This window comes from Streptomyces sp. SYP-A7185 (assembly GCF_046103685.1).
Classification (GTDB): Bacteria; Actinomycetota; Actinomycetes; order Streptomycetales; family Streptomycetaceae; genus Streptomyces.
Window position 1 is genome coordinate 333,838 of record NZ_CP122310.1, and the last position, 25,474, is coordinate 359,311.

26 protein-coding genes are annotated in these 25,474 nt (G+C 71.0%); 7 read left to right on the plus strand and 19 right to left on the minus strand.

Annotated features, from left to right (window positions below; all coding sequences use genetic code 11):
* Nucleotides 1-130 precede the first annotated feature (130 nt).
* Genes QBL25_RS01605 through QBL25_RS01655 form a run of 11 tightly spaced genes read right to left on the minus strand, consistent with a single transcriptional unit; the run spans nt 131 to nt 10,786 of the window.
* Nucleotides 131-1,159 carry an amidohydrolase family protein gene (locus QBL25_RS01605; protein ID WP_409055135.1) on the minus strand — a complete coding sequence of 343 codons (1,029 nt, stop codon included), beginning with the start codon at nt 1,157-1,159 and terminating at the stop codon, nt 131-133.
* Nucleotides 1,160-1,166: 7 nt separating this feature from the next.
* Nucleotides 1,167-1,700: a 3-hydroxyanthranilate 3,4-dioxygenase gene (locus QBL25_RS01610; protein ID WP_409055136.1), complete on the minus strand. Its 534-nt coding sequence runs from the start codon at nt 1,698-1,700 to the stop codon at nt 1,167-1,169.
* On the minus strand, nt 1,697-2,137 hold the full coding sequence (locus QBL25_RS01615) for a RidA family protein (protein WP_409055137.1): 441 nt from the start codon (nt 2,135-2,137) through the stop codon (nt 1,697-1,699). Before QBL25_RS01615 ends, QBL25_RS01610 begins: the two co-directional genes overlap by 4 nt.
* A complete protein-coding gene (locus tag QBL25_RS01620) occupies nt 2,130-2,933 on the minus strand; it encodes a 2-keto-4-pentenoate hydratase (RefSeq protein ID WP_409055138.1) in 804 nt (267 codons plus the stop codon). Before QBL25_RS01620 ends, QBL25_RS01615 begins: the two co-directional genes overlap by 8 nt.
* Nucleotides 2,930-3,739 carry a 2-keto-4-pentenoate hydratase gene (locus QBL25_RS01625; RefSeq protein ID WP_409055139.1) on the minus strand — a complete coding sequence of 270 codons (810 nt, stop codon included), beginning with the start codon at nt 3,737-3,739 and terminating at the stop codon, nt 2,930-2,932. Before QBL25_RS01625 ends, QBL25_RS01620 begins: the two co-directional genes overlap by 4 nt.
* A complete protein-coding gene (locus QBL25_RS01630; protein ID WP_409055140.1) occupies nt 3,740-5,194 on the minus strand; it encodes a 2-hydroxymuconic semialdehyde dehydrogenase in 1,455 nt (484 codons plus the stop codon).
* Complete coding sequence (locus QBL25_RS01635) at nt 5,191-6,819, minus strand: ATP-dependent acyl-CoA ligase (RefSeq protein WP_409055141.1); 1,629 nt, start codon at nt 6,817-6,819, stop codon at nt 5,191-5,193. The genes QBL25_RS01630 and QBL25_RS01635 overlap by 4 nt, the downstream gene beginning before the upstream one ends.
* On the minus strand, nt 6,816-7,127 hold the full coding sequence (locus tag QBL25_RS01640) for a zinc ribbon domain-containing protein (protein ID WP_409055142.1): 312 nt from the start codon (nt 7,125-7,127) through the stop codon (nt 6,816-6,818). The genes QBL25_RS01635 and QBL25_RS01640 overlap by 4 nt, the downstream gene beginning before the upstream one ends.
* Nucleotides 7,124-8,278 (minus strand): thiolase family protein, encoded by a 1,155-nt coding sequence (locus QBL25_RS01645; protein WP_409055143.1) that lies wholly within the window; start codon nt 8,276-8,278, stop codon nt 7,124-7,126. Before QBL25_RS01645 ends, QBL25_RS01640 begins: the two co-directional genes overlap by 4 nt.
* A gap of 55 nt (nt 8,279-8,333) precedes the next feature.
* Nucleotides 8,334-9,983, minus strand: coding sequence for a thiamine pyrophosphate-binding protein (locus QBL25_RS01650; protein ID WP_409055144.1), 1,650 nt, complete (start codon nt 9,981-9,983; stop codon nt 8,334-8,336).
* On the minus strand, nt 9,980-10,786 hold the full coding sequence (locus QBL25_RS01655) for a cyclase family protein (protein ID WP_409055145.1): 807 nt from the start codon (nt 10,784-10,786) through the stop codon (nt 9,980-9,982). Before QBL25_RS01655 ends, QBL25_RS01650 begins: the two co-directional genes overlap by 4 nt.
* A 110-nt stretch (nt 10,787-10,896) precedes the next feature.
* Here QBL25_RS01655 and QBL25_RS01660 point away from each other — a divergent pair, with 110 nt between their 5' ends.
* Nucleotides 10,897-11,841, plus strand: a complete 945-nt coding sequence (locus QBL25_RS01660) for a LysR family transcriptional regulator (protein WP_409055146.1) — start codon at nt 10,897-10,899, stop codon at nt 11,839-11,841.
* 43 nt (nt 11,842-11,884) lie between these two features.
* Here the strand turns inward: QBL25_RS01660 and QBL25_RS01665 are convergent, their stop codons facing one another.
* Nucleotides 11,885-12,292, minus strand: a complete 408-nt coding sequence (locus QBL25_RS01665) for a winged helix-turn-helix transcriptional regulator (RefSeq protein WP_409055147.1) — start codon at nt 12,290-12,292, stop codon at nt 11,885-11,887.
* Nucleotides 12,293-12,447: 155 nt separating this feature from the next.
* Between QBL25_RS01665 and QBL25_RS01670 the strand changes: the two genes are divergently transcribed.
* A complete protein-coding gene (locus tag QBL25_RS01670; RefSeq protein ID WP_409062513.1) occupies nt 12,448-13,344 on the plus strand; it encodes an NADP-dependent oxidoreductase in 897 nt (298 codons plus the stop codon).
* Between the two features lie 112 nt (nt 13,345-13,456).
* Here QBL25_RS01670 and QBL25_RS01675 read toward each other — a convergent pair whose 3' ends face one another.
* The gene (locus tag QBL25_RS01675; RefSeq protein WP_409055148.1) at nt 13,457-14,398 is read right to left on the minus strand and encodes an MBL fold metallo-hydrolase; all 942 of its coding nucleotides are present in this window, start codon (nt 14,396-14,398) and stop codon (nt 13,457-13,459) included.
* 101 nt (nt 14,399-14,499) lie between these two features.
* On the opposite strand from QBL25_RS01675, the gene QBL25_RS01680 reads away from it, so the two are divergent.
* Nucleotides 14,500-15,438 (plus strand): AraC family transcriptional regulator, encoded by a 939-nt coding sequence (locus tag QBL25_RS01680; protein WP_409055149.1) that lies wholly within the window; start codon nt 14,500-14,502, stop codon nt 15,436-15,438.
* 130 nt (nt 15,439-15,568) lie between these two features.
* Here QBL25_RS01680 and QBL25_RS01685 read toward each other — a convergent pair whose 3' ends face one another.
* The 6 genes from QBL25_RS01685 to QBL25_RS01710 form a co-directional block, all read right to left on the minus strand.
* Complete coding sequence (locus tag QBL25_RS01685) at nt 15,569-16,510, minus strand: LysR substrate-binding domain-containing protein (protein WP_409055150.1); 942 nt, start codon at nt 16,508-16,510, stop codon at nt 15,569-15,571.
* A gap of 227 nt (nt 16,511-16,737) precedes the next feature.
* Entirely contained in the window at nt 16,738-17,733 is a 996-nt protein-coding gene (locus tag QBL25_RS01690; RefSeq protein ID WP_409055151.1) for an amidohydrolase family protein, read from the minus strand.
* 4 nt (nt 17,734-17,737) lie between these two features.
* Nucleotides 17,738-18,265 (minus strand): 3-hydroxyanthranilate 3,4-dioxygenase, encoded by a 528-nt coding sequence (locus QBL25_RS01695; protein WP_409055152.1) that lies wholly within the window; start codon nt 18,263-18,265, stop codon nt 17,738-17,740.
* On the minus strand, nt 18,262-18,702 hold the full coding sequence (locus QBL25_RS01700) for a RidA family protein (RefSeq protein ID WP_409055153.1): 441 nt from the start codon (nt 18,700-18,702) through the stop codon (nt 18,262-18,264). The genes QBL25_RS01695 and QBL25_RS01700 overlap by 4 nt, the downstream gene beginning before the upstream one ends.
* Nucleotides 18,699-19,520, minus strand: a complete 822-nt coding sequence (locus QBL25_RS01705) for a 2-keto-4-pentenoate hydratase (RefSeq protein WP_409055154.1) — start codon at nt 19,518-19,520, stop codon at nt 18,699-18,701. Before QBL25_RS01705 ends, QBL25_RS01700 begins: the two co-directional genes overlap by 4 nt.
* Nucleotides 19,517-20,995: a 2-hydroxymuconic semialdehyde dehydrogenase gene (locus QBL25_RS01710; protein WP_409055155.1), complete on the minus strand. Its 1,479-nt coding sequence runs from the start codon at nt 20,993-20,995 to the stop codon at nt 19,517-19,519. The genes QBL25_RS01705 and QBL25_RS01710 overlap by 4 nt, the downstream gene beginning before the upstream one ends.
* Before the next feature lie 280 nt (nt 20,996-21,275).
* Between QBL25_RS01710 and QBL25_RS01715 the strand changes: the two genes are divergently transcribed.
* The 4 genes from QBL25_RS01715 (at nt 21,276) to QBL25_RS01730 (ending at nt 25,359) form a co-directional block, all read left to right on the plus strand.
* On the plus strand, nt 21,276-22,154 hold the full coding sequence (locus QBL25_RS01715) for an alpha/beta hydrolase (protein WP_409055156.1): 879 nt from the start codon (nt 21,276-21,278) through the stop codon (nt 22,152-22,154).
* Nucleotides 22,151-23,485 (plus strand): MFS transporter, encoded by a 1,335-nt coding sequence (locus QBL25_RS01720; protein ID WP_409055157.1) that lies wholly within the window; start codon nt 22,151-22,153, stop codon nt 23,483-23,485. The genes QBL25_RS01715 and QBL25_RS01720 overlap by 4 nt, the downstream gene beginning before the upstream one ends.
* Nucleotides 23,482-24,402 carry an MBL fold metallo-hydrolase gene (locus tag QBL25_RS01725; protein ID WP_409055158.1) on the plus strand — a complete coding sequence of 307 codons (921 nt, stop codon included), beginning with the start codon at nt 23,482-23,484 and terminating at the stop codon, nt 24,400-24,402. The genes QBL25_RS01720 and QBL25_RS01725 overlap by 4 nt, the downstream gene beginning before the upstream one ends.
* Before the next feature lie 192 nt (nt 24,403-24,594).
* On the plus strand, nt 24,595-25,359 hold the full coding sequence (locus tag QBL25_RS01730) for an IclR family transcriptional regulator (RefSeq protein WP_409055159.1): 765 nt from the start codon (nt 24,595-24,597) through the stop codon (nt 25,357-25,359).
* Nucleotides 25,360-25,474: the final 115 nt, after the last annotated feature.

A 25,474-nucleotide genomic window follows, 5' to 3' on the forward strand; every position in this document is an offset into this window, starting at 1 on the left:
TGGAGGAGGGGAATGGTCGCCGCCTCGGAGGGCGGTCTTCGCCGCGGTGGGCCCGCGCATGATGCGCGGGACCTCGATGCCGTGCGGGGCCCTATCCCAGGCCACGGACGCGCCGTCAGGGGCGCCCCTCCTACCGGGCTCCTGCGCGCGGCAGCGGTAGGGGCGCGGCCGCGGTGGCGCCAAGGAAGCGTCGCGCGTTGTCGGACAGCACCAACGCGCGCTGCCGGTCGTCGAGGAAACCGGCCGTGCGGACGACGTTGCCCACGGGCCGTTCGCCCAGTGGGTAGGGGTAGTCGCTCCCCACCATGACGCGCTCCGCACCCATCGTGTCGACGAGCAGTCGCAGAGCCCGCTCGTCGAAGACGACCGAGTCCACCGAGAACCGGTCCAGGTAGTGCGAGGGAGGTTCGGCGGAGGTGCCGATCACGTCGTGCCGTTGGTGCCAGGCGTTCTCCACGCGCCCCAGCCAGAACGCGAAGGAGCCGCCGCCGTGTGCGAAGCAGATCTTCAGTTCGTCCGAGACGCGGTCGAAGGTGCCGCCGAGGATCATCGCGAGGATCGACAGATGGGTCTCGGCGGGCATCCCGGCGAGCCACTGGGCCATCCATCGGTCCGAGCGGACCGAGGTGGCCATGTCCCAGGGGTGGACGAACACCGGTGCGCCGAGGTCGGCACAGTGCTGGAGGAAGGTCACGATCCCCGCGTCGTCGAGATCACGGTCGCCGACGTGGTTGCCGATCTCGACTCCCCGGTGGCCGGCGGCCATGCAGCGCTCCAGCTCGGCGCAGGCGGCGTCGGTGTCCTGCAACGGCACCTGGCAGAAGGGAATCAGCCGTGCGTCGGAATCCGCGGCGATCTCCAGGGCCAGGTCGTTGAAGATCCGGGCGATCGCCGCCGACTCCGTGGGGTCCCGGTCGTACGAGAAGAAGACCGGCGTCGGCGACATGACCTGCGCCTCGACCCCGTCGGCGTCCATCTCGGCCAGCCGCGTCCCGGTGTCCCAGGCGTTGGAGGCGATGGTGCGGAACGCGCGCGAGCCGAGCATGATCACCGCCTCGCTCTCGGTCCGTACGTCGAGCCAGGGGTTCGGGCCCGCCCCCGGCAGGTGCGGCCACCCCCGGGGCACGTAGTGCGTGTGCACGTCGATGATGCCTGTCATCGCGCGCTCAGCCCTTGCCCGGGTGCAGGGTCCCGCAGCCCTTGCAGGTGCGGGCCCGTTCGTCCTCGTAGAACGCGGTGAACACCGGGGGCAGGTCGGCGACGATGTCACGGACCTGGAGCTCGACCTCGTGCACCAGCTGCGCGCACCTGGGGCAGTACCACTGGAACTTCTCCAAGGTGCCCTCCTCGCGGATGCGCTCGATGACGATCCCGATGGACCCGGCCTGGGGACGCTGCGGCGAATGCGGCACGTTCCCGGGCAGCAGCCAGGTCTGGCCCTCCTTGATGTGCACGGTCCGTTCGCCGTCCGCCGTCATCAGATTGACGTGCATGTCGCCCTTGATCTGGTGGAACCACTCCTCGTAGGGGTCCACGTGAAAGTCGGTGCGCTGGTTGGGGCCGCCGACAACCTGGACGATGAAGTCGTCGCCGGTGAAGATCGCCTGGTTGTTGACGGGCGGCTTGAGCAGGTGTTCGTTGTCCTTGATCCAGGCGGCGAAGTTCACGGCCGGAGGGATGCCGGGGGCGATGTCGGTCATTGCTGCTCCTGTGTCGTGTCACGGGCGGGATCGATCCAGGCGACCGCCTGGATCTCGATCAACAGGTGGGGATGCGGGAGTTGGTGGACGGCCACGGTGGTCCGGGTCGGTCCGTTCTCGTCGAAGTAGCGTGCGTAGACCTCGTTGTAGCCGCCGAAGTCGTTCATGGAGACGAGGTAGGCGGTCACCTGGACGAGGTCGTCCAGGCCGCCTCCGATCGGGCGCAGGATGTCGGCGATGTTCTCGATGACCGCCACGGTCTGGGCGCGGATGTCCAGCTCGACGGTCCCCATGTCGTCGACGCGGGCGCCGACGATCTCGTTCGACGGCAGTCGGCTGCTGGTGCCGGAGACGAACACGAAGCCGCCGGCGCGCTTGGCGTGCGGGAAGCGCCCGCGTGGGCGGGCCTTGCCGGCCAGCAGATAGGCCTCACCCATGGGGTACTCCTTCGACCTGGATGCCGGCGCGCCCCAGGGTGGGGATGGCGACCTCGACATGCCCGACGGGCAGCGGGACGGCGGCCGTCGCCGCTCCGGCGAGCACCACGGCCCCGGCGCTCAGGCGCAGGCCGAGGCGGGCGCCGAGCGCCTGGAGGCGGGTGAGGGTGCGCATCGGGTGGCCCAGGATGGCCGACGTCGAGCCGAAGGCCGTGTCCCGTCCGTCCACCCGCAGGGTGACGCCGAGGTTGCCCAGTGCCAGCGGGTCGAGGGGCACCCACGCGCCGGTCACGTACCGCGCCGCCGACGTGTTGTCCGCGACGACACGCGGCAGGTCGAAGCGGAAGCCCTCGTAGCGCGAGTCGATGATCTCCATGGCGGGGGCGATCGCGTCGACCGCGGACACGAGATCGGCGTGCGGGTCGACGAGGTCGACGTCGCGGCCGACGCGGAAGGCCACTTCCGGCTCGATCCGGGGATGGATGAGGGCCGCGCGGTCCAAGGCGTCGCCCTCGGCGATGCGCATGTCATCGGTGAGGCGGCCGACGATGAGGTCCGAGACGCCCATCTGCCGCATCTTGGCCGCGCTCGTGAAGCCGAGTTTGAGCCCTGCCTCGTGCGCGCCGCGCGCCATCCGGCGGGCGACCAGGGCCGCCTGGGCGGTGTAGGCCTCGTCCAGCGTGAGGGCGGGCCAAGTGCCGTCGTCGCCGACCGGGGTGCGTGAGATCTCGGCGCGGTCCAGCCGGTCGACGACGTCCTGGATGTGCGGCGCGTGGGCCGCCGTGTCCGCGCTCATGCCGTCTCCTCGAAGTGCACGGCGACATGTCCGAGGCCGGAGATGTCGCACCGGTGGTGGCCCGGCCGGTCGATCGGGGCCATCGGGCCCAGTGCGCCGGACAGGACCACCTCCCCGGCCGTCAGGGGACGGCCCCGGGCGGCGCACTCGCGGGCCAGCCACACCACGGCGTTGACCGGGGACCCGAGGCAGGCCGCCCCCGTGCCGGTGGAGACCGGCTCACCGGCGTGCTCCAGCGTCATCGCCACCTCGGTGAGGTCGAGGCCCACCGGGTCGTACGCGGTGGTGCCCAGGACGACCGCTCCGCAGGAGGCGTTGTCAGCCACGGTGTCGGCCAGGGAGATGTCCCAGTCGCGGATGCGCGAGTCGACGACCTCGAGGGCCGGCAGCAGGTACTGGGTCGCACGCAGCACGTCGACGACGGTGGTGCGCGGGTCGTCCAGGTCGGCGCCGAGCACGAACGCGATCTCGCCCTCGATGCGGGGCGCGATGAAGTCGCCCAGGGGCAGCACCGCGGCGTCCGAGTGGATCATGTCGTCCAGGAGGACGCCGAAGTCGGGCTGGTGGACGCCGAACTGCTGCTGCACGGCCGGTGCCGTCAGGCCGATCTTGCGGCCCACGATCCGTGCGCCACCCGTCAGACGGCGCTCGATCAGTTCGGACTGCACGGCGTAGGCGGCATCGAGGTCCTGCGCGCCGATCAGGTCGCGGACCGGGGCGCAGGCGGTGCCCGACGCTCTCGCGGCGGCCAGCCGGTCGGCCGCCGCGAGCCGGTCCGCGGTGCGTGTCGCGGTAGGGATGGTCATTCAGATCGCCACACAGACGTTGGTCGGTTCCGTGTAGAAGTCCAGCGAGTGCCGGCCGCCCTCGCGGCCGATGCCGGACAGTCCCCTGCCGCCGAAGGGCGAGCGCAGTTCGCGCAGGAACCACGTGTTCACCCAGGCGATCCCGACGTCCATGCGCTGGGCGACCCGGTGCCCGCGGGACAGGTCGCTCGTCCAGACGGAGGCGGCCAGGCCGTAGTCGGTGTCGTTGGCGAGCCGGACGGCTTCGTCCTCGGTGTCGAAGGGGATGAGGGCGGCGGCGGGGCCGAAGATCTCCTCGCGTACGACACGGTCCGCGTTGCTCAGGCCGGTCCACAGGGTCGGCTCGACCCAGAAGCCGCCGGCGAGGTCGCGGTCCACCTTCGCGGCCTGGCCGCCGGTGAGGACCGTGGCGCCGGCCTGCTCGGCGAGGTCGAAGTAGTGCAGGACCTTGCGCTGGTGCCCGGCCGAGATGACCGGCCCGGTCGTGGTGGCCGGATCGGCCGGGCGGCCCAGACGCAGGGACCGGGCGCTGTCCACCAGCCGCTCGCTGACCTCGTCGAAGACCGACCGCTGGATGTAGACGCGCTCGGTGCACAGACACACCTGGCCGGTGTTGGCGAAGACCGAACGGGTCAGCCCCTCGACGGTCGCGTCCAGGTCGGCGTCCGCGAACACCAGCGCCGCGTTCTTGCCGCCCAGTTCGAAGGAGACCGGTCGCACGCGGGGGGCGACCGCCTGCATGATGCCGGCCCCGGTGGCGGAGGAGCCGGTGAAGGTGACCCCGTCGATGCCCGGGTGCCTCGTCAGCAGTTCGCCCGCCGAGCCGGCGCCGAAGCCGTGCACGAGGTTGAAGACGCCGTCGGGCACGCCTGCGGCCGTCATGATCTCGGCCAGGACGGTGGCCGAACCGGGCGTCTCCTCCGAGGGCTTGACGACGACCGTGTTGCCCGAGGCCAGGGCCGGGGCGAGTTTCCACGTCAACAGCAGCAGCGGAAGGTTCCACGGGGCGATGGCGGCCACCACCCCCAGCGGCTTGCGGACCGCGTAGTTCAGGGCCTGGCGCCCCTGGCCGTACTCCGTCAGGAAGGACTCGACGCCCTCCGCGGCCACCGTGTCGGCGAAGCTGCGGAAGTTCGCCGCGGCCCGCGCGATGTCCAGGTGCCGGGCGCCGGCTTCGGGCTTGCCGGTGTCGGCCACTTCGGCGGCCAGCAGGTCCTCCGCCCGCCGGTCGATCTCGTCGGCCACGGCGCGCATCAAACGGCATCGGTCGGCCAGCGTCATCCGGCCCCACGGTCCGTCCAGGGCCGTGCGCGCCGCGCCCACCGCGCGGTCGACCACGGACGCGTCCGCCTCGTGCACCCGGGCCACGAGAGTGCCGTCCACGGGATTGATGTCGTCGAACAGCGAGGCGCCGTCGAGGAAGCGGCCACCGACGAAGTTGCGGTACTCGCTCATGTACAAGCTCCTTCCGAGCGGACGGTGGTGGGCTGCTCGCGCCGCAGCGTGACGCCGGCCGCCTCGCGGTCCCAGTCGGCGCGGTCGGCTCCCCACTCCCTGAGCACGGTCTTGCGCACCTTGCCGTTCTCGGTCAGCGGCAGCTCCGGGCACAGCGCCACGAAGCGGGGAATCGCGTAATAGGCCAGCCGGGGCTCGCAGAAGGACACCAGCTCGACGAAGTCGATCTTCTGTCCCTCGACGGGGACCACGGCGGCCATCACCTCGTCCTCGCCGAGTTCGGAGTCCACCGCGTACACCGCGACGTCACGGACCCCGGGATGCTGGGCGAGGACGCTTTCGACCTCGACGGAGGAGATGTTCTCGCCGCGGCGGCGGATGACGTCCTTGATGCGGTCGACGAACCTGATCCACCCGTCCGCTTCGATCACCATCCGGTCGCCGGTGTGGAACCACAGGTCCTGCCACGCGGCGACGGTGGCCTCGTGCATGCGGTGGTAGCCGGAGGCGAAGGCGAAGGGCTGCTCGCTGCGCAGCAGCAGTTCGCCCGGTGTACCGGGGGGAACGTCGAGTCCGTTCTCGTCGACGACCCGGGCGGAGAACCCCTCCTGGAGGCGTCCGACGTATCCCGGCCGCTGTTCGGTGCGGCTCGCGGAGATCACCGCGTTGGTCTCGGTCGAGCCGTAGCCGTCGATGAGGACGACACCGAAGCGCTGATGGAACTCCCGCAGCAGCCCGGCGGGGGTGGCCGGGGCCAGCGCCGCGGTGACCCGGTGCGCCCGGTCGTGCTCTGCGGGCGGCCGGCCCGCCAGGATGCTGATCATGGCGCCCAGCAGATAGGTGCAGGTCGCCCCGCTGGCCGCCACGTCCGACCAGAAGCGCGAGGCCGAGAAGCGCGGGCCGATGACGTACTGGGCGCCGCTGACCAGCGCCTGGCTGAAGGCGTTGAGCGCGTTGGTGTGGAACAGCGGCAGGCAGGTGTGCAGCACGTCGGCCGAGGTGATGCCGAGCTGGGCCGTGACGTTGCGGCCCCACCAGTAGAACTGGGCGTGCGGGCAGACGACGCCCTTGGAGACCCCGGTGGTGCCCGAGGTGTAGAGGATCACCGCGGGGTGGCCGGGGCCGACCGCCGCGGCCTCCACGGCCTGGCCGTCGTCCGGGATCACGTCGACGGGAACCGGCAGCACGGAGACGACGTCCTCGTCGTCGAGCAGCCAGATCTGGCGCAGCTCGGCGGTGCCCGGCAACGCCTCCACCTGTGCGAGGAAGGGGTGTTCCAAGACCAGCAGCTCCGCTTGGGAGTTGGTCAGGATGTGATGGAGCTGCTCGCCCCGTGCGGCGGTGTTGATCGGCACCGCGACGGCGCCGATCCACGCGCAGCCCAGGATCAGGTCCAGCAACTCGACCCGGTTGGACGCCATCAGCGCCACCCGGTCTCCGCGCTCCACCCCGTGCCGGCGCAGCAGGCCACCCGCGACGGCGACCCGCTCCAGCATCTGGGCGGCGGTCCTTTGCGTGTCCCCGCAGCGCAGCAGCACGCTGTCCGGGGTGATGTCCGCGCGCCATTGCAGCAGTCCGGGGACGCTCGCGCGGGTGAGGTCGGGCAGGGCGGTGACCTCGCTCATGACAACTCCTCTCGGGGCCGGACGCTCGGCGGTACGAAGGCAACGGGACGGCCGGACGCGTCGGGGCGATCGGTGAGTTCCACGACGTCACCGACCTCGACCGCGCCGTGCAGCCTGGCCACGAGCAGCGGTTCGGGGTCGCAGGCGACCGAGGCGATGACGACGTCGCCGAGGTGGGTCAGCTGCTCGACCACCCCGCGCTCGATGTGCTGGGGCTCCAGGTCGGCGCCTGCGCAGCGGGGGCACAGCAACCGGGCGGGGAACCACTGGCCGCCGCACGTGCGGCAGTTCTGCACGATCACACTCATTCGGCCGCCTCCAGAAGCCCGGCGGTGGCACACGCGCCGTAGCGATAGAGCACCATCCCGTATCCGCTGAACAGACCGAGTCGGGCCTCGACCTGGCGTTGTTCGGCCTGGCCGCGCAGCTGCCGCACGATCTCCACGAGTCCGTGCATGCCTCCCGCGGAACCCGGCTGGCCGGCCGAGAGCTGTCCGCCGGAGGTGTTGACGGCGAGCTTGCGGGTGGCCAGACGCTCGGCGATGAAGGCCGGCATCTCCCCGCCGGCGACCAGACCGAGGTCCTTGAGCTGGGCGAGCGCCACGGCCGGGTAGTCGTCGTACACGCTGACCACGTCGACGTCGCCAGGCCCGTGGCCTGTGGTGTCCCACAGTTCGGGTGCGCAGTCGGCCAAGCCGGTGACCAGGCCGTCGCCCGTCTGGTCGTCGCTGTTGTAGCGGGCCGAGACGGCCAGTACTCGGGCGCGCCGGGTGCCCTGGGCCCGTTCGTCGGCCGCGATCACCACGGCATCGGCGCCCGTGACCGGCGGGACGCAGTCGTACCGGCCGAGGGGTTCGGCGACCATGGGAGCGTTCAGGTAGTCGTCGAGCGTCAGCGGCTTGCGGTACACGGCCCCGGGGTTGAGGGAGGCCCAGGCGCGCTGAGCCACCGCCAGTCGCCCGTAGTCCGTACGGGTGAGTCCCTCGGCCTTCATCTGACGCTGGGTCAGCAGTGCGAACAGGGCGTTGGGCCCGAGCATGTCCAGCGGAACCAGCTGCTCGGCGGTCGCCCGGTTGTATTCGGCCACCATCTTGAGGTGCACCTGCTGGTCCATCAGGTCGCCGGCCACGAGGACCACGACCGAGGCGTCGCCGGACTCCACGGCCCGCACGGCGTGCTGGAGCATCGTGCCGGCGCTCGCGCCGCCGTTGGTGTCCTGCATCAGCCAGCGCAGTCGCAGGCCCAGCCGCCAGGCCAGGTCGATGGCGTGGTCCGGACCGAGGGTGAAGCTGCACACACCGAAGCCGTCGACCTGGGAGGTGGGGAGGTTCGCATCGGCGAGTGCGCGGCGTACGGCGTCGGCGAGCACTCCTTCCGTGGTCGTGCCGGGGGCCGGGTGCCGGGTGTAGGGCGATTCGCCGGCGCCGATGACGGAGACGCCGCTTGTCTTCTTTCTCATCGAAGCTCGCTTTGCCGTGTCGTGAGGCGGTCGGGGGGATTCATGCCGGGGTGCCTCAGTGTCCGAAGGCTTCGTGCAGCCACCAGGACCCCCCGTCCGAGGTGATCTTGGCGTCCAGCACCAGGGGGCGGACGGGGCCGGCCGACAGCCACTCCTTCACGGCATGCGTGTCCTCGGGCCGTCGGATGGTCAGTGCCTCGCACCCATGCCCCCGTGCGAGCGCCGCGATGTCCGTGTCGGGGAAGGTCACGGTGTCCAGGCCGCTCGTGCCGGCCCCGAAGTGATGCACCTCGGCGCCGTACATGGCGTCGTTGTAGACGACGATCAGCATGGGCAGACCAAGGCGCACGACGGTCTCGAGCTCCGACAGGCCCATCAGGAAGCCGCCGTCACCGCAGCCGGCCACGGGCAGCCGGTCGGGCTGCGCCAGCGCGGCACCGATCGCGGTGGCCAGGCCCAGGCCGACGGACTGGAACGCCTGGGTGAAACAGAACCCGTACTCGTCGGGCACGTCGAGGTACATGCTCGGGTAGCCGAGGAAGTTGCCCGAGTCGACGGAGACGATCCGCTCGGTGGGCAAAAGGTCGTTGAGCGCGGCGCTCAGGGCGCGGGGGTCGACCCGTCCGTCGCCCGACGCGTCCTCGAACGGCACCTGATGCCAGCGCAGGCCGGTCCGGATCCGTTCGGCCACGTCCGGGGTGCGGTAACCCGTGCGCCCGCCGGGCGCGTTCGCCCGAAGGTACGCGGCCGTGGCCCGGGCCGTTCCCGCGACACCGCCCCACAGGCCGAGGTCCACGTCACGGTGGATGCCGATGGCCCCCGGTTCGATGTCGACCTGCACGACGGTCGCGTCCGGCGCGATGAGCCGGCCGTGCCGCATGGTCCACATGTTCAGGGCGCAGCCGAATCCCACCACCAGGTCGGCGCCGGAGACGAGTTCGGCCGTCAGCGGCGAGGAGAAGCCACCGGAGACGTCGATGTTCCACTCGTCGCCGTTGAACATCCCGCGGGAGACGGCCGAGGTGGCCAGGAGGGCGCCCGCCTCGGCGGCCAGTTCGCGGACGGCGTCCGCGGAGCCCGGGGAGCGGCCGCCGCGTCCGACGACGAAGACCGGCCGCTCGGCGCGTTCCAGGAGCTGGGCGAACTCGGCGATCTCCCTGTCGTCGGGCCGCGGTTCGGCGACCTTGTGGTACTCCCGGGCCGGGGCCTTTGCGTCCAAGACCGCGTCCTGGACGTCGATGGGGACGTTGAGGACTACCGTGCGCCGCTGGTGGCCACAGATGGCGAAGGCCCGGGCCACGTCGTCGAGGGCGGTTTGCGCTGAGCGCACGCGCAGGGCGATCGCTCCGACGCCGGTCGCGATCGCCGCCTGGTCGAGCGCGAAGTTCGAGGTGGGGTCGGCGGCTTCGGCGGTCAGCACCAGGAGCGGCGTCCTGCTCTTGGCGGCCTCGGTGATGCCGGTCAGAGCGTTCGTGTAGCCGCAGCCCTGGTGCAGGGAGAGCACGGCGACCTCGTCGGACATCCGGGCGTACGCGTCGGCCATGGTGGCCGCGCCGCCCTCGTGACGGGCGGCCACGAACCGGGCGCCGCCGCGCACCATGGCGTCGGTGAAGTGGAAGTTGCCGCTGCCGACCACGCCGAAGACCGCACGGACGCCGAGGTCGGTGAGTTGCCTGCCGATGGCCTCGTGGACAAGTTCGGTCACTGGTCTGCTCCGTTCTCCATGAGAGCCATCACCCGCGCCGGACTGCCGGACCCGCCGGCGATGCGGAGCGGAGCGACGATCAGGACGGCGCCGGTGACGGGCAGCCGGTCGAGGTTCTGCAACTGGGTGATGCCGTACTTGCCCGCGCCCAACAGGTAGTGGTGCGCGGGGAATTGCGGAGTGAAGGTGAACGCCTGCCCGGCGTCGGTGCCGACCGTCTCCACTCCCAGTCCCACGATCGGTGACTCGTCGGCCAGCCAGCGGGCGCACTCGGCCGTGATGCCGGGCGTGTGCGGCCCGCTCTCGTCGGCGTTGAGGAACAGGTGCTGGTCGTGGGAGCGCGCGGCCCAGCCGGTCCGATAGAGCAGCCAACCGCCGCGTGGAAGCGGGCCGTTGTGCTGCTGCCACTCCTGGAGATGCTCGACGGTCAGCAGGAAGTCCGGGTCGGCCGCGCACTCGGCGCTCTTGTCGATCACGACGGCGGGAGCCACCAGGCGCCGGACCGGTACGTGAGCGACGTCCCCCTTGTCGGCGCCGGTGACCCAGTGGCACGGCGCGTCGAAGTGCGTGCCCACGTGCTCACCGGTGTGAATGCCGTTCTGGTAGGAGGTGCGCCCCCGCTCGTCGTACCGGGCGAGTTCCTCCAGCTCGAAGTGCGGGATCGGTGCCATATCCGGCGGAAGGTCGAGCACGGGCGTCGACGGCGACAGGAGGGCGGTCAGGTCGACCACCTCGACGCCACCGGACTCCAGAGCCGACGTCAGGCCGCCCAGTGGGCCCTCAGCGGGGTGTGTCCAAGACATGACCCCATCATTTGGCAGGGATTCGGCCTTGACTAATGCTTCTCCGGTCGGCGCTATTCGTGTTTGGCTATACCGAAGACCAACAGCATGTTACAGAGAGATGTCTTGACATGAACGTGGATCACTTTCTGGACGGTCGGCTGAAACTGCGCCACCTTGTTCTCGTGACCGTCGTGGCCGACGAGGGCACCCTCGTCGCTGCCGCCAAGGCGATGCACGTCACCCAGCCGGTCGTGACCCGAAGCCTGCAGGAGATCGAGACGATCATCGGGGTCAAACTCTTCGCCCGGGGACCGCGCGGCGTCCGCCCGACCCAGTACGGCGACATCCTTATCGAGCACGCCCGCGCGGTGGTGGGCAACGTGCAAGCCGCGGCCGGACGCATCCACGAGCTCCAGCGTCTTGGCATGGAGCCCGTACGGGTCGGCACCATTCTCGCCGGCGCGCACTCCCTGCTGCCGCAGACCCTGATCCGGCTCAAGAAGGCCCACCCGCACCTGACCGTCTCGGTCGTCGAGGCGATGCCCGAGGAACTGGGCCTGCAACTCTCCCGGGGCGAAGTGGACGTACTGGTGGGCCGACTCCAGCCCTCCAGCCTGCGCGCCACGCTGCGCCACGTGCGGCTCTACGACGAGCCGGTTCGCCTCGTCGTGCGGCGGGAGCACCCCAGCCTCGGGACGCTCGCCCAGGACATCGAGGACCTCATGGACCTGCCGTGGATCCTGCCGGGCCGCAACACCCAACTGCGTCAGGAGATCGACCAGCTCTTCGACCGCCGGGGCCTGCCCCTGCCCGCGAACATCATCGAGTGTTCGACGATCCTCACCCTGAGGACGGTCCTGTTGGAGACCGACGCAATCGCTCCCCTGCCCATGCTGATCGGCGCACGGGACCCGCTGCTCGACATGCTGCCCCTGGCACTGGACACCGTGCCCCGCGAGATCGGCATCACCACCCTCGCCGACCGGCCGCCGTCCGCCAGCACCCGCCTCCTGATCAAGGGAATCGTGGAGGTCGCCCGGGAGACCGACCCCGTGCTGCTGGAGTCACGATGACGATGCCAGTGGCCCGCTCCGCTCGACATGTCATCGCTGCCGGTCACGACAGTGCGTTGTCATAGTGAGCCCGGTTGTGCGTGATCTCGTCGTGGTGGGTGCCCGCCCAGTCGATCAGGGCGGTGACCGCGTCGAGCAGCGTGGCGCCCAGCCCGGTCAGCGCGTACTCGACGCGCGGCGGCACCTCGGGGTAGGCGGTGCGCGTGACAAGGCCGTCGCGGTGCAGCTGGCGCAGGGTGTGGGTGAGCATGCGCTGGGAGATGCCGGGGATGGAGCGCTGCAAGTCGGTGTAGCGCAGGGGGCCGTTCTCCAGGGTGCCGATCACCAGTACGGACCATTTGTCGCCGGCCCGCTCGACGATCTGCCGGATCGTCTCGCCCTGCTCGGCCGGCCAGCGGGCGCAGGGCCCAGTCCGGCCCGGCGGCCGCTCGGCCTGAAAGTCGTGTGCCATGGCGCTGCGGTCCTCCGCCTCACTTACACGCGTGTGCGTTTTGTACGGACTTCCATACTGACGCAGGGTGGGGTTACGCACCAAAAGTAAGAAACGGCTGAACGGTGTCTCGTCCCGCGCGGCCACCCATCCCACCCAGGAGGAAGAGCATGCTCATGCGCGCCGCGACCGTGTCCCGCTTCGGCAGCCCCGAGGCAGTCGAGATCACCGAGGTCCCGGTGCCCGCCCCGGGCCCGGGACAGGTACGGATCAAGGTGGCGGCGGCCGCGCTGAACCCGGTGGACGCGGCCATGCGGGCCGGCGTCTTCGGCGGCGCGGGCGAGCGCATCGGCCTGGGCTGGGACGTCGCCGGCACCGTCGAGAGCACCGGCGACGGGGTGCGCTGGTCCCCGGGCGACCGTGTCATCGGCCTGGCCACCGGCCACCGCACTCCGCTGGGCACCCACGCCGAGTACGCCGTCCTCGACGCGGACGCGATCGCACCGGCCCCGACGGTGCTGGACGACACCCACGCCGCGGCACTGCCCCTCAACGCGCTCTCCGCGGCCCAGGCCCTGGACCTGGCCGCCCTCCAGCCCGGGCAGAGCCTGCTGGTCACCGGTGCGGCCGGCGGCGTCGGTGCGCACACCGTCGAGCTGGCACACCACCGGGGCCTGAAGGTCACCGCTCTCGCCTCCGCGCGCGACGAGCAGTTCCTGTACACCCGGGGCGCCGACCACTTCCTGCCCCGCGGAGAACCCCTCCCCTCGGCCGCGTTCGACGGCGTCATCGACACCGCGATCATGGGCGATGCGGCCCTCGCCCCGGTCCGCGACGGCGGCGCCTACATCGGTGTCTGGCCCGGACAGGAACCGGCGCCGGAGCGCGGCATCCGCATCGACGCCCTGGACGTACGCGCCGACAGCGCCCAGCTCACCGAACTGACCCGACTCGCCGACCAAGGCGTCCTGTTGGCCCGCGTCACCGAGACCTTCCCGCTCGCCGACGCCGCCGCGGCCCACCAGCGCCTGGCCGACGGCGGCCTGCGCGGACGGCTCGTCATCGTGCCGTGAACCACTCCCCCGCCGCATCCGGCGACGGTCGCGCCGTCCGCCGAGGCGTCGAGGCATCGAGGCGTCGAGGGCTTCGGCGGACGACGGGGCGGTGAGCGAGTGAGATCACGGCTCACTCGACGACGGACGCACTCTCCTTCGGGCTGATTGTCGCCCATGGGCCGAGCACGAACCTGTCGCTGTCCCGGCGTACTTCCAGGGCCCCCACGCCACCGAAGTGCGCGGGAACGAGCAACTCCCGTTCATCAGCCGCCCTGCCCAGAATCCGACGGCGACTGGTCACGGCTTGTTCCGGGGCCAGGCAGGCGCTGCTGTTGCAGCAGGGCTCCAGGATCTGCACCGGGGTGTGCACCAGATCTCCGACGAACACGACCCGGTCGCCGCCGGATGCGAGGCGCAGTACGGATGAGCCGGGCGTGTGACCGGGTGCGGACTCCAGGGTCAAGTGTTCGTCGATGCGGTGCAGGCCGTCCCACAACACGGCCTGCCCGTTCTGGTGGAGGGGCGCGATGCTGTCTTCGTAGATCAGGCGGTCGACCTCCTGCGCACCGTTCCCGTACGCGTTGTCCGGACCGTAGTGGAAGTCGTCGGCGGCCGGAATGAGGTACTGGGCGTTGGGGAACGCCGGCACCCACTGCCCGTCCGCGTCGACGGTGTTCCCGCCGACGTGGTCGACGTGGAGGTGGGTGTTGACGACGACATCGACATCCTGCGGACGGACACCGGCCCTCGCCAGGAGGCCGAGCACATCACTTCGGGAGTGGTGGAAGGGCCCCATGCCCGGTCGCTCGCGCCCGTTCCCCGCTCCGGTGTCGACCAGGACGGTCCGCCCCGCGCTGCGCAACACCCAGCTCTGCAGGGCAAGCACCGCCAAGCCGCTGTCCGGCTCCCAGTGGTCCGGTGCCAGCCAGTCCTCGTTGTCCTTCCACACATCGGCGGCCACTCCCGGGAACATGCCGGAGGCAGGCAGGAACGGTTCGTGCCACTCAACAACCCGGATGACCTCGACGTCGCCGAGCACCATGCGCTGCACACTCTCGTTCTCGTTCGTCACCTGATCGACTTTAAGGAGGGACGAACGAGCGTCTCAATGCGTATCCAGCTCACCAAAATACGCATCCATCTCACCCTTCATACGGCGGATACCCTGAGTGGATGGACGTGGTGAGCGATGCGATCTCTGCCGTGCACCTCGGGCACCCCTGGTCCCACCGGCTGCGGACCAGCGGGAGTTGGTGCGCGCGACTGGACCCGTACGACGGCGCGGGCTTCTACATCGTCCTCAAAGGCCACTGCTGGCTACTGACCGACGGCAGCGCCGCCATTTCTCTCGGCGTGGGTGACGCGGTGCTGCTGCCCCATGGCACAGGCCATGTGATCGCCGACTCCCCGGTCGATGCGGCGATCGCGAAGACCAAGGCGGTGCCGTTCGAGCAATGGCTTGTGCAAGCAGAGCAGCCAACCCAGCCCGATCACCACGAGACAGAGGTGCTCTGCGGCACGTACTGGCTCGACTGCAGCCGCATGCACCCGCTCATGGCAGAGCTGCCTGAGGTCGTCCATCTTCCCAGCCGAGTAGGCAGCCATCTCGAACTCCGTGCCGCCATCGATCTGCTCGCCGGTGAGCTGGACGAGAGGCGACCGGGCTCCTGCGTGGCGCTCCCGAGCCTGCTCGACCTCCTCCTCGTCTACATGATCCGCGCCTGGATGGCCGAGGCCCCCGGCGGAGCCTGGCCCCGCGTACTGGGCGACCCGGTGGCGGCCGCCGCCCTGCGGGCGCTGCATGCTGACCCGGCCGCGCCATGGAGCAACGATCGTCTGGCGGCGCAGGCGGGTGTCTCCCGTCCCACCCTGGCGCGCCGTTTCACCACCCTGGTCGGCCGGCCTCCGATGGCGTACCTCGCCTGGTGGCGTGTGATCCGTGCCGCCACCTTGCTGCGCGACACCTCGGACACCCTGGCCACCATCGCCGACCGCGTCGGCTACGGCAGCCCGTACGCGCTCTCCCACGCCTTCCAACGGGAGTTCGGCATCACACCGGGGCGGTATCGAGCGCAGGCCGCGGGACGACCCGCGCTCACCGCGAGCCCGTGACCGACGCCGGGGATCCAGTGGCCCCCGGTCGGCACCTGCGTCAACGCCGACGGCGCCGCTTCCATGTGCCTCGCCTTCGGTCGGCCGACCGGGGGAAACGCGCTCCACATGCCCTGCGTACGGGCGGCACTCAGTCGGGTTGAGCCGTCCGCGGGTGCACCGAGGCGGCGATGGTGACGAGCGACTGCGTCATGGCCTCCGAGGCCGGGCTCAGACGGCGTCCGGCCGCGCGGGTGATGCCGACACGTGCGCCGACGAGGTCGAGCGAGATCGGCAGAGCGGTGAGCCGGGGGTCGCTGGCGGCGATGAGTTCCGGCAGCGCGGCCACCATGTCGGTCTCCACGAGGAGTTGGCGGATGGTGAGGAACGCGGTCGTCTCCACGCGGTCGGGAGGCAGGGCGCAATCGTTGCGGTGGAAGAACTCCTCCAGTTCCGTGCGCAGCGCCGTCTCCGCCCCCGGCAGAATCCACGGGTAGGCGATCAGCTCGTCGAGCGGGATGTGGGTGCGCGTGGCGAGCGGATGCCCGCTGCGCGCGATCACGCGGATGGTCTCCTCGTGCAGCGTCTGCTGGATCGCCCCCTCCGGGGGGACCGTGGCCAGGCGGCCGATGATGAAGTCGACCTTCCCGGCGACGAGGTCTTCGAGCAGCGCCTCCGGCGTCGCTTCGCGCACGACGATCCTCAGGGCGGGGCGGTCCTTTTTGAGATGGGCGATGGCCCGCGGCAGCAGAAGGTTGGAGCCGGCGAGATGGGTGCCGATGACGACGTGGCCGCGGGTGGCGTCGGCTATCTCCTGGAGATGCCGGCTGGCCTGGTTCATCTGGGCCAGTGCCGAGCGCGCGTACTGGGTGAAGGCGTCACCGAACTCGGTGGGCTGGATGCCCCGCGGGCCGCGTTCGTAGAGCGTGACGCCGAGGATACGTTCGAGATCCTGGAGGCTGCGGGTGACCACGGGCTGGGTGACATGGAGCGCGGCCGCGGCGCCGACCACGCTCCCCTGCGCCGAGAGCGCCTCGACGAGGAGGAGATGGCGGAATTTCAGCCGCCCGTCCAGCATCCGCGGTATTTCCATACGAGAACGGTAGACCGCCTTCCGCCGCGAGGCATAGCCGTACGCCTGTATGCAGCTCCGTAGACATACCCGCTGGTGGGGCCTGATCCGCGGGCCCGGTGACGGAGGTGTTCGGGCACGGGAGCGGCGGACCCCGGCCGTGGTGGCACGGGTGCCGGGGTCCGCCGCTCCCCGCTGAGCCGATCTCGCTCGGCTGGAATGTCCTCCTTGGCGGGACGCTTCGCGCGTCAGTGACCGGCGGGCACGCGCCCCACCCAGCGCAGCGCGTTGCCGCCGGCGATCGCCTCGCGCTCGGCGGGGCTGAGGAAGTCGGCCCTCCGGAGTACCTCGCCGACGGGCCGCTCGCCCAGCGGGTAGGGGTAGTCGCTGCCCAGCATCACGTGGTCCGCGCCGAGGGTGTCGACCAGCGTGCGCAGGGCCACGGGGTCGAAGACGACGCTGTCCACGCTGAACCGGCCCAGATAGGCCGAGGGCGGCAGCTGCGAGGTGGCGATGAGGTCCGCGCGGCGATGCCAGGCGTTCTCCAGGCGCCCCAGCCAGAACGCGAACGATCCGCCGCCGTGGGCGAAGCAGATCCGCAGCGAGTCCGGCACCCGGTCGAACACTCCGCCGAGGATCATGGCGAGCACGGAGAGATGGGTCTCGGCGGGCATCCCGGTCAGCCACCGCGCCATCCAGCGGTCCAACCGCGGGGAGGTGGGCATGTCCCAGGGATGCACGAAAACCGGCGCGCCGCGCGAGGCCGCGTGCTGGAGGAAGGTGACGACACCTTCCGCGTCGAGGTCCTGGTCGCCGACGTGATTGCCGATCTCCACCCCGACGTGCCCGGCGTCCAGGCAGCGGTCGAGCTCGCGGCAGGCCGCGTCGGGGTCCTGCAACGGCACCTGGGCGAACGGGATGAACCGCTCCCGGTCGGGTGCGCAGATCTCCAGGGCGAGATCGTTGAAGATCCGGCAGACCTTGACCGCCTCGGCGCCGCTCAGGTCGTAGCCGAAGAACAGCGGTGTGGGAGAGACCACCTGGGCCTGTACCCCGTCGGCCGCCATGTCGGCCAGCCGGGCCGACGCGTCCCAGCAGGTCGATTCGACGGCGCGGAACTCGCTCTCCCCCACCATGATCATCGCCTGGCGTTCGGACTCCACCCGCAGCCAGGGCCGGCCGGGCCCGAGGTACGGCCAGGCGGCGGGGACATAGTGGGTGTGGATGTCGATGACAGCGGACACCGGATCAGCCCTTACCGGGGTGCAGCGCGCCGCAGTTGGCGCACGTGCGCTGCTCGACGGACGCGTGGAAGGCCTCGAACACCGGCGGCAGGTCGGCGACGATGTCCCGCACCTGCAACTCCACCGCATGCACCTGTGTGCCGCACTGCAGGCAGAACCAGCCGAACTGCTCCGTGGTCCCCTCGGGGCGGACGCGCTCCACCACGATGCCGATGGACCCTTCCTCCGGGCGCTGTGGCGAGTGCCAGGTGTTGCCGGGCAGCAGCCACATGTCGCCTTCGCGGATGTCCACGCGCCGCGGACCGTCCTCGGTGATCACATTGACGTGCATGTTGCCCTTGACCTGGTAGAAGTACTCCTCGAACGGCTCGAAGTGGAAGTCGAGCCGCTGGTTGGGGCCGCCGACGATCTGCACGATGAAGTCACCGCTGGTGTCCCACATCGCCTTGTTGTTGACCGGCGGCTTCAGCAGGTGCCCGTGCTCGGCGAGCCACTGCGGGAAGTTGAAGACCGGAGGCAGTGACGACGTCATGCGTTCTCCTTGGCGGTACGGCCGGGCCGGCGCGCGGCGACGGCCTGGATCTCGATGAGCAGATGCGGGTGGGGAAGCTGGTGGACCGCGACGATGGTGCGCGTGGGGCCAGAGGCGTCGAAGTGTTCGGCCCAGACGCGGTTGTAGCCGCCGAAGTCGTTCATGTTGACCAGATAGGTGGTGACCTGGACCAGGTCGTCGAGCGTGCAGTCCACGGCGTCGAGGACGTCACGGATGTTCTCGATCACGGCTCGGGTCTGCGCCTCGATGTCGAGGTCGGTCACCCCCATCGCGTCGGCGCGCGCTCCGGCGAAGGTGTTGTCGGGGCGGCGGCTGCTGGTTCCGGAGACGAACACCAGGTCACCGACGACCTTGACGTGCGGGAAGCGGCCGCGCGGCGTGGCTTTCCCCGCGACCACGAGGGACTCGTCGTTCATCGCTCCTCCGCCGGTGTGCCGGTGGTGGTGACGCGGACGGAGCCGAGTCCTTGCACGGTCGCGCTGACCGTGACCCCGCCCGGGAGGGCGACCGCGGCGGTCGCCGCCCCGGCCAGCAGCACGGACCCAGCCGGCAGGACGACCCCTTGGGCGGCGGCCATGCGTGCGATCGCCGGCAGGGCGAGAACGGGGTCCCCGAGGATGTCGCTGGTGCTCCCGGTCGCCGCGACCGCGCCGTCGATCTCCAGCGTCACCGGCCGGTCGTCGAACCGGACCGCGGCGGAGGTGAGATCGGCCGGCTGCCAGGCCCCGGTCACGAACCCGGCCGCCGAGGTGTTGTCGGCGACGACGTCGGTGAGCGAGAACTTGAAGTTCGTGTAGCGGCTGTCGATGATCTCCAGTCCGGGGGCGACCGCGTCGACGGCGGCCCGCAGTGCGGCCTCGGGGTCGGCCGAGGCGCGCGCGTCGAACGGCGCGCCGAGCCGGAAGGCCACCTCCGGCTCGACGCGGGGGTGGATGAAGTCCTCCAGGGCGACGCCGGCGCCGTCGGCGTACTCGCCGCGCGCGTGCAGCCGGCCGAAGATGACGTCGGAGACGCCCATCTGCACCGCCTTGGCCTTGCTGGTGAACCCCAGCTTCACCCCGACGAGACGGTCACCGCGGGCCACCCGCAGATCGGAGCTGAGCGCCTGCACCCGGTAGGCGTCCTCCAGGCCGAGGGAGGCGGTCCTGCTCAGTTGCGCGATCGCCGCCTGGGAGGTGACGGCTTCATCGAGAGCCGAGGCGTACCGGGAGAGGAGGGAGGTCGAGTCGGTCACAGCGCCACGCACACATTCGTCGTCTCGGTGTAGAAGTGCAGCGAGTGCTTGCCGCCCTCGCGTCCGATACCGGAGCGGCCCGTCCCGCCGAAGGGGGCGCGCAGGTCGCGCAGATACCAGGTGTTGACCCAGGAGAGGCCGACGTCCATCGCCTGCGCCACCCGATGGGCCCGGGTCAGATCACGGGTCCACACCGAGGCGGCCAGCCCGTACTCGGTGTCGTTGGCCAGGCTGATGGCTTCTGCCTCGGTGTCGAAGGGGATCAGTGCGGCGACCGGTCCGAAGATCTCCTCGCGCACGGTGCGACAGGAGTTGTCCAGGCCGCTCCACACCGTCGGTTCGATCCAGGCGCCGCGCGCCAAATCCTTGCCGAGGTCGGGGATGCCGCCCCCGGCCAGGACCTCGGCCCCTTCCTGCACGGCGAGTTCGAGATACGACATGACCTTGGCCCGGTGGCTCTGGGAGATCAGCGGGCCGGTCGTCGTGCCGGGGGCGTGCGGGCGGCCCAGGCGCAGTCCCCGGGCCCGCTCGGCGATCCCGGCCGCCAGTTCGTCGTAGACACCGCGCTGGACATAGACCCGCTCGGTGCACAGGCAGACCTGGCCGGTGTTCAAGAACAGCGACCGGGTCAGCCCGTCGAGGGTCGCCTCCAGCGGGGAGTCGTCGAAGACGACGGCCGCGTTCTTGCCGCCCAGTTCGAAGGAGACGGGCACGACACGTGGCGCGACCTCCTTCATGATGGTCGCTCCCGTGGAGGACGCACCGGTGAAGGTGACCCCGTCGATCCCCGGGTGCCGGGTGAGGAACTGACCCGCCGAGTCCGGGCCGAAGCCGTGGACGACGTTGTACACCCCGCGGGGCGCGCCCGCCTCGGCGATGACCTCCGCCAGGAGGGTCGCCGTCGAGGGAGTCTCCTCGGACGGCTTGACCACCACGGCGTTGCCGCAGGCCAGAGCCGGTGCCACCTTCCAGGTGAGCAGCAGCAGCGGAAGGTTCCAGGGCACGATGACGGCCACGACCCCCAGGGGCTTGCGCACCGCGTAGTTCAGGGCACCGCGGCCTTCGGCCGTGTCGGTCAGATACGAATCGAGACCGGCGGAGGAGACCGTGTCGGCGAAGGAGCGGAAGTTCGCCGCCGCGCGGGCCACGTCCAGTTCGCGGGCCAGCGCCACCGGCTTGCCGGTGTCCCGGATCTCGGCGTTCACGAACTCCTCGAAACGCGCTTCGATCCCGTCGGCGATCCGCCGCAGCAAGGCGGCTCTGTCCCGGTCGGTGCCCCGGCCCCAGCGGCCGTCGAAGGCCCGGCGCGCGGCCCGGACGGCGGCGTCCACCGTCTGTTGCCCGGCCTCGTGCACCACGGCGACGCGGGCCCCGTCGACCGGGCTGATTTTGTCGAACGTGTCCGCGCCGTCGACGAAGCTTCCGTCGACGAAGTTCCGCAGCTGAACGGCCTCGGTTGGCGAATCGTCACTCATGGCTGGACCGTACGATCGCCTTTCCATGCCCGTCCAATACCGATCTGGGCTTCGGCCATAGCCTTTCAGGCATAGCGGGGGCGGACGGCCAGGACGGTCCGATACGCGCGCCGCGCGGCGGCAGGCGGGCGGCAGGCCGGGGGGCACACCCCTCCGGTATGACCGAATGGCGATAGGTACGGACGAAGTAGGCATTACCCGAGGTGCCACGGGCCTGGCGATGATACGGACCACTGCACACCCGGAGCCGTCACGGCACCGGCGATGACGAGGAGGACCAGTGGCCGCACGTCACACCGTCCGTCCGGCGGACACCAGTGAGTTCTTCACCTGTCGCCGCCCGGAGGACTACCACCCCGACTGGCCGGGCTTCTATCGCCACGCCGCAGACAGCCGCCGGGAACTGCGCTCACGGGTGCCCCATGAGGTCGACCTCACCTACGGTCCCGACGCCCACCAGATCGTGAACGTCTACCACCCCGGGCCGGCCGCCGCCCCCGCCGGCGCCGGATCCGGCGACCGCCCGGTCATCGTGTACTTCCACGGCGGACGCTGGCGCGAGGGTCACCCGGCCTACTACGACCACCTCGCCGGCCCCTGGGTGGACGCCGGCGCGGTCTTCCTGTCCTGCGGCTACCGGCTCGAACCACGCCACACCATTGCCGACGCGGTCGCGGACGCGGCCCTGGCGGTGGAGTGGGCGCGCGCGAACGCCGCCCGTTACGGGGGCGACCCGCGACGCATCACCGTGGCAGGGCACTCCGCGGGCGGACATCTCGCCGCGATGGTCACGCTGACCGACGACTCCCCCGGCCCGGTGGCGGGCACCGTGTGCATGAGCGCGCCCACCGATCTGCGGGACATCGTCGACGACCCGGCACAGGCCCTGCGGCTCAGCCCCGCGCTGCGGGTGAGCCGCAGCCCCGAGCGGGTGGTGGTCTCCTTCGGGGATCCGGAGCCCAACCGCAAGGCGGACGACGACTTGTGGCTGACCCGTCAGGGACGGCTGCTCGCCGACGCCCTGACCGACGCGGGCCGGCCGCCGGTGACCGTGACGCTGACCGGGACCGACCACATCGGCACCGCCACCGCCTTCGCCGAACCGACATCGGAGCTGTTCGAAGCCGCTCACCAGGTAGTTTTCGGAGGCACCCGATGAGACACGACCAGAGAACGGCGACAGGCAGCGGCCCGGGAAGCGTCCTGGCGAGTTTTCGCGAGATGCGCTTCGGCGTGGTGGGACTGGCCTTTCTCGCGGTACTGCTCGACGGCTTCGACTCCGCCTCGCTCTCCTTCGTCCTGCCCTCCCTGGCCGAGCAGTGGGGCCTCGCCTCGGCCGACTTCACCCCGGCGGTGGTGCTGACCAACATCGGCGTGGTGCTCGGCTACCTCGCCTCGGGCCGGCTCGCGGTGCGGCTGGGCCTGCGGCGGATGCTGATCGCCGGAACCGTGCTCTTCGCCGTGGGCTCGCTGGCCACCGCCCTGGTGCTTCCCCTGGAGTCGCTGACCGCCCTGAGCACGGTCCGGCTGGTCACGGGCCTGGGACTGGGCGTGGTCCTTCCCGGCGCCGTCTCCCTCGCCACCGCCCACCACCCGGACGCCCAACGCCAGACGGTCTCCGTCACGGTCACCCTCGGACTCGCCTTCGGCGGCACGGTCGCCGGTGTCTTCGGCAGCAGCATGCTGGCGTCGGTCGGAGCCACCGGGGTGTTCTGGATCGGCGGCGCACTGCCGCTGCTGCTGGCCGTGCTGATGGGCCGGTGGCTGCCGGCCGCCCCGGCGCCCGTGGCGGGCACGGCTGGTGCGCCCGCAGCCGACGGCTCGGCGGCCGGCTCCCGCGAGGCACGCGTCGGCGCGCTGTTCGCCCCCGGTCTTCGCGCCGCCACCGTACTGCTGTGGATCTTCGCTTTCCTGGTCTTCATCGCCAGCTACACCCTCCAGTCCTGGGTGCCCACACTGCTGACCGGATACGGCTTCTCCGCCTCGCAGGCCCCGATCGGCCTGGCCTTCCTGAGCTTCGGCGGGGTCATCGGCGGCATCGTGCTCCTGCTGCTCGCCGCCCGCAAGGGGATCACGTTCGCCCTGATGGTGATGCCGGTGATCGGCGCGGTGTCGATGGTCGGCGCGGCCACCGTCGGGACCGACCACACCGCGCTGCTGCTCGCACTCGCCGGCGCCGGTGCGGGTGTCACGGCCAGCCAGATCGGTCAGCTGACCCTCGCGGTGGCGATGTACCCGCCGGCCACCAGGACCGCCGGCGTGGGCTGGGCGGCGGCCCTGGGCCGGGTCGGCTCGATCGTGGGCCCGGCCGCGGCGGGCATCCTGCTGGCGCTCTCGCTCCCCGGCGACGACATCGTCCTGCTGACCGCCATTCCGGTGGTGGTGGCCGCCGTGAGCGCGGCGGTGCTGTGGCGCCTGTCCCACGCGGCCGACCGGCCAGGCGAGGCCGAGGACGCGGAACCGAAACAGCGGGAAGTGACGGCGCGATGAGTGGTTGGTTCGATCTCGGTGACGTCGCGGTGGTCCCGATCGTGGAGACACCGCGGCTGCTCATCGACCCGGTGGAGTTCTTCCCCGGACACCCGGGCGTGCCCTACGGCTGGGCCGGCGAAGAGCCCTGGTCCGAACCCGGACGAGGACAGCTGGTCTTCACCATGCAGGCCTTCCTGGTCGTCACCCCGCACGAGAGGATCCTGGTCGACGCCTGCGTCGGCGACGGAAAACACCGGGGCAGGCCGGAGTTCGACCGCCAGGACAGCGGCTGGTGGCAGCGGTTCACGGCGACCGGACTGGCCGGCGACGACGTGTCCACGGTCGTGTTCAGCCATCTGCACGTGGACCACGTCGGCTGGGCGACACGGTGGTCGGACGGGCACTGGCGACCGGCCTTCGCGAAGGCCCGGCACGTGCTGACCGCACCTGAATACCACTACTGGCGCTCGGCGGCCGGCGCCGCGGCGATGACCCGGACCGGCGACTACCTGGCCGACAGCATCGAACCGGTCGCCGAGGCGGGACTGCTGGATCTGACGCCCCCGGACGCCGAACTCGGCCCGCATGTGCGCCTGTGCCCGGCCCCGGGTCACACCCCGGGCAACACGGCCGTCCTGGTCACCGGCTCCCGGGCACGCCTGCTGCTCACCGGCGACATCCTGCACCACCCGCTCCAGTTGATGGACCCGGACGCCAGCACCCGCTACTGCGTCGACCCCGAGCTCTCGGCACACACCCGCAGGCGGACCCTGGAGTGGCTGGCCGACACCGGGACCGCGATGATCCCCGCGCACTTCGCCGCCCCTTCCGCAGGCCGCGTCACCCGCCACGGCTCCGGATACACCTTCGCCCCTGCCGCCGATCTCCATCGCCCGGGCCGGTACGTGGTGCCGGGCGCGCCCGCCGCCGGATAGCGGGCCGGCCACGACCGCTGCGCCTTGCGGGCCGTTGTCTTCTGCCGGGACTGCCCGCGTCCGCTCCCGCCCGCTCGCCGCGGCTCATCCGCCCCGTCCGTGGCGGCGCCGGTCGCGCGCCGACACCGCGAGAGACGCGCTCACGGTCACGTACAGTCGCCCTGTTGCGATGGCCCCGGAAGGAAGATCCTCGTGAGCGACGACGCGCCGAGCGGTGTCCTGAGCAAGGCCCTCGCCGTGCTGCAGGCGTTCACCGTCGAGGACACCACCCTGGACTTCACCGAACTGCGGCGCCGTACCGGTTTCGCCAAGAGCACCATGCACCGGGTGCTCGGCGATCTGGTGGCGGCACGGCTCCTGGACCGGGTCGAGGAGCGTTACCGCCTGTCGGGGCTGGTCTTCGAGCTGGGAATGCGCGCGTCCGTCGAGCGCGGGCTGCTCGAAGTCGCGACGCCTTTCCTCGAGGACCTCTACGAGCGCACGCACGAACTCGTCCACCTGGGAACCCGCGAGGGCACCGAGGTCGTCTACGTCGCCAAGATGGGCGGCCATCAGCAGGCGCACTCTCCGTCGCGGCTGGGCGGACGCATGCCGCTGCACGCGACGGCCCTCGGCAAGATGCTGCTGAGCCACGCCCCGGCCGACGTACGGGAGGCCGCACTGCGCGGACCCCTGGAGCGCAAGGCGCCACGGACGATCACCAACGTGGAGGTGCTGACGCGCCAGCTGTCCGACGCCGTCACCAAGGGGGTGGCCTTCGAGTACGAGGAGTCGGCGGTCGGCATCGTCTGCGTGGCCGCCGGGATCTTCGGCCCGTCGGACGAGATCGTGGCCGCGGTCAGTGTGACGGGCCCGGTACACCGGTTCCAGCCCGCCCGGCACGCCACCAGCGTGCGCGCCGCCGCGGCCGGGATCTCCGCGACGCTCGGCCGCCGCGCGGAGCTGCGCAACCACTGATCGGCGGCCGCTTGGCCCCTGTTCCGCGGCCGCTCGGCCCCTGTTCGGCGGTCGAGTTCCGCGAGGCGGAACTCATTGCTGGGCAGGGGACAGCCCTCGTGTCCAAGCTGTGGGC

Bases quoted from the DNA above. Each gene is read 5' to 3' on its own strand.
- QBL25_RS01710 (WP_409055155.1), bottom strand. From the start codon at position 20,995: ATGAGTGACGATTCGCCAACCGAGGCCGTTCAGCTGCGGAACTTCGTC.
- QBL25_RS01685 (WP_409055150.1), bottom strand. From the start codon at position 16,510: ATGGAAATACCGCGGATGCTGGACGGGCGGCTGAAATTCCGCCATCTC.
- QBL25_RS01725 (WP_409055158.1), top strand. From the start codon at position 23,482: ATGAGTGGTTGGTTCGATCTCGGTGACGTCGCGGTGGTCCCGATCGTG.
- QBL25_RS01615 (WP_409055137.1), bottom strand. From the start codon at position 2,137: ATGGGTGAGGCCTATCTGCTGGCCGGCAAGGCCCGCCCACGCGGGCGC.
- QBL25_RS01720 (WP_409055157.1), top strand. From the start codon at position 22,151: ATGAGACACGACCAGAGAACGGCGACAGGCAGCGGCCCGGGAAGCGTC.
- QBL25_RS01670 (WP_409062513.1), top strand. From the start codon at position 12,448: ATGCGCGCCGCGACCGTGTCCCGCTTCGGCAGCCCCGAGGCAGTCGAG.
- QBL25_RS01625 (WP_409055139.1), bottom strand. From the start codon at position 3,739: ATGACCATCCCTACCGCGACACGCACCGCGGACCGGCTCGCGGCGGCC.
- QBL25_RS01700 (WP_409055153.1), bottom strand. From the start codon at position 18,702: ATGAACGACGAGTCCCTCGTGGTCGCGGGGAAAGCCACGCCGCGCGGC.
- QBL25_RS01660 (WP_409055146.1), top strand. From the start codon at position 10,897: ATGAACGTGGATCACTTTCTGGACGGTCGGCTGAAACTGCGCCACCTT.
- QBL25_RS01680 (WP_409055149.1), top strand. From the start codon at position 14,500: ATGGACGTGGTGAGCGATGCGATCTCTGCCGTGCACCTCGGGCACCCC.
- QBL25_RS01635 (WP_409055141.1), bottom strand. From the start codon at position 6,819: ATGAGCGAGGTCACCGCCCTGCCCGACCTCACCCGCGCGAGCGTCCCC.
- QBL25_RS01610 (WP_409055136.1), bottom strand. From the start codon at position 1,700: ATGACCGACATCGCCCCCGGCATCCCTCCGGCCGTGAACTTCGCCGCC.
- QBL25_RS01695 (WP_409055152.1), bottom strand. From the start codon at position 18,265: ATGACGTCGTCACTGCCTCCGGTCTTCAACTTCCCGCAGTGGCTCGCC.
- QBL25_RS01620 (WP_409055138.1), bottom strand. From the start codon at position 2,933: ATGAGCGCGGACACGGCGGCCCACGCGCCGCACATCCAGGACGTCGTC.
- QBL25_RS01605 (WP_409055135.1), bottom strand. From the start codon at position 1,159: ATGACAGGCATCATCGACGTGCACACGCACTACGTGCCCCGGGGGTGG.
- QBL25_RS01640 (WP_409055142.1), bottom strand. From the start codon at position 7,127: ATGAGTGTGATCGTGCAGAACTGCCGCACGTGCGGCGGCCAGTGGTTC.
- QBL25_RS01665 (WP_409055147.1), bottom strand. From the start codon at position 12,292: ATGGCACACGACTTTCAGGCCGAGCGGCCGCCGGGCCGGACTGGGCCC.
- QBL25_RS01645 (WP_409055143.1), bottom strand. From the start codon at position 8,278: ATGAGAAAGAAGACAAGCGGCGTCTCCGTCATCGGCGCCGGCGAATCG.
- QBL25_RS01630 (WP_409055140.1), bottom strand. From the start codon at position 5,194: ATGAGCGAGTACCGCAACTTCGTCGGTGGCCGCTTCCTCGACGGCGCC.
- QBL25_RS01655 (WP_409055145.1), bottom strand. From the start codon at position 10,786: ATGTCTTGGACACACCCCGCTGAGGGCCCACTGGGCGGCCTGACGTCG.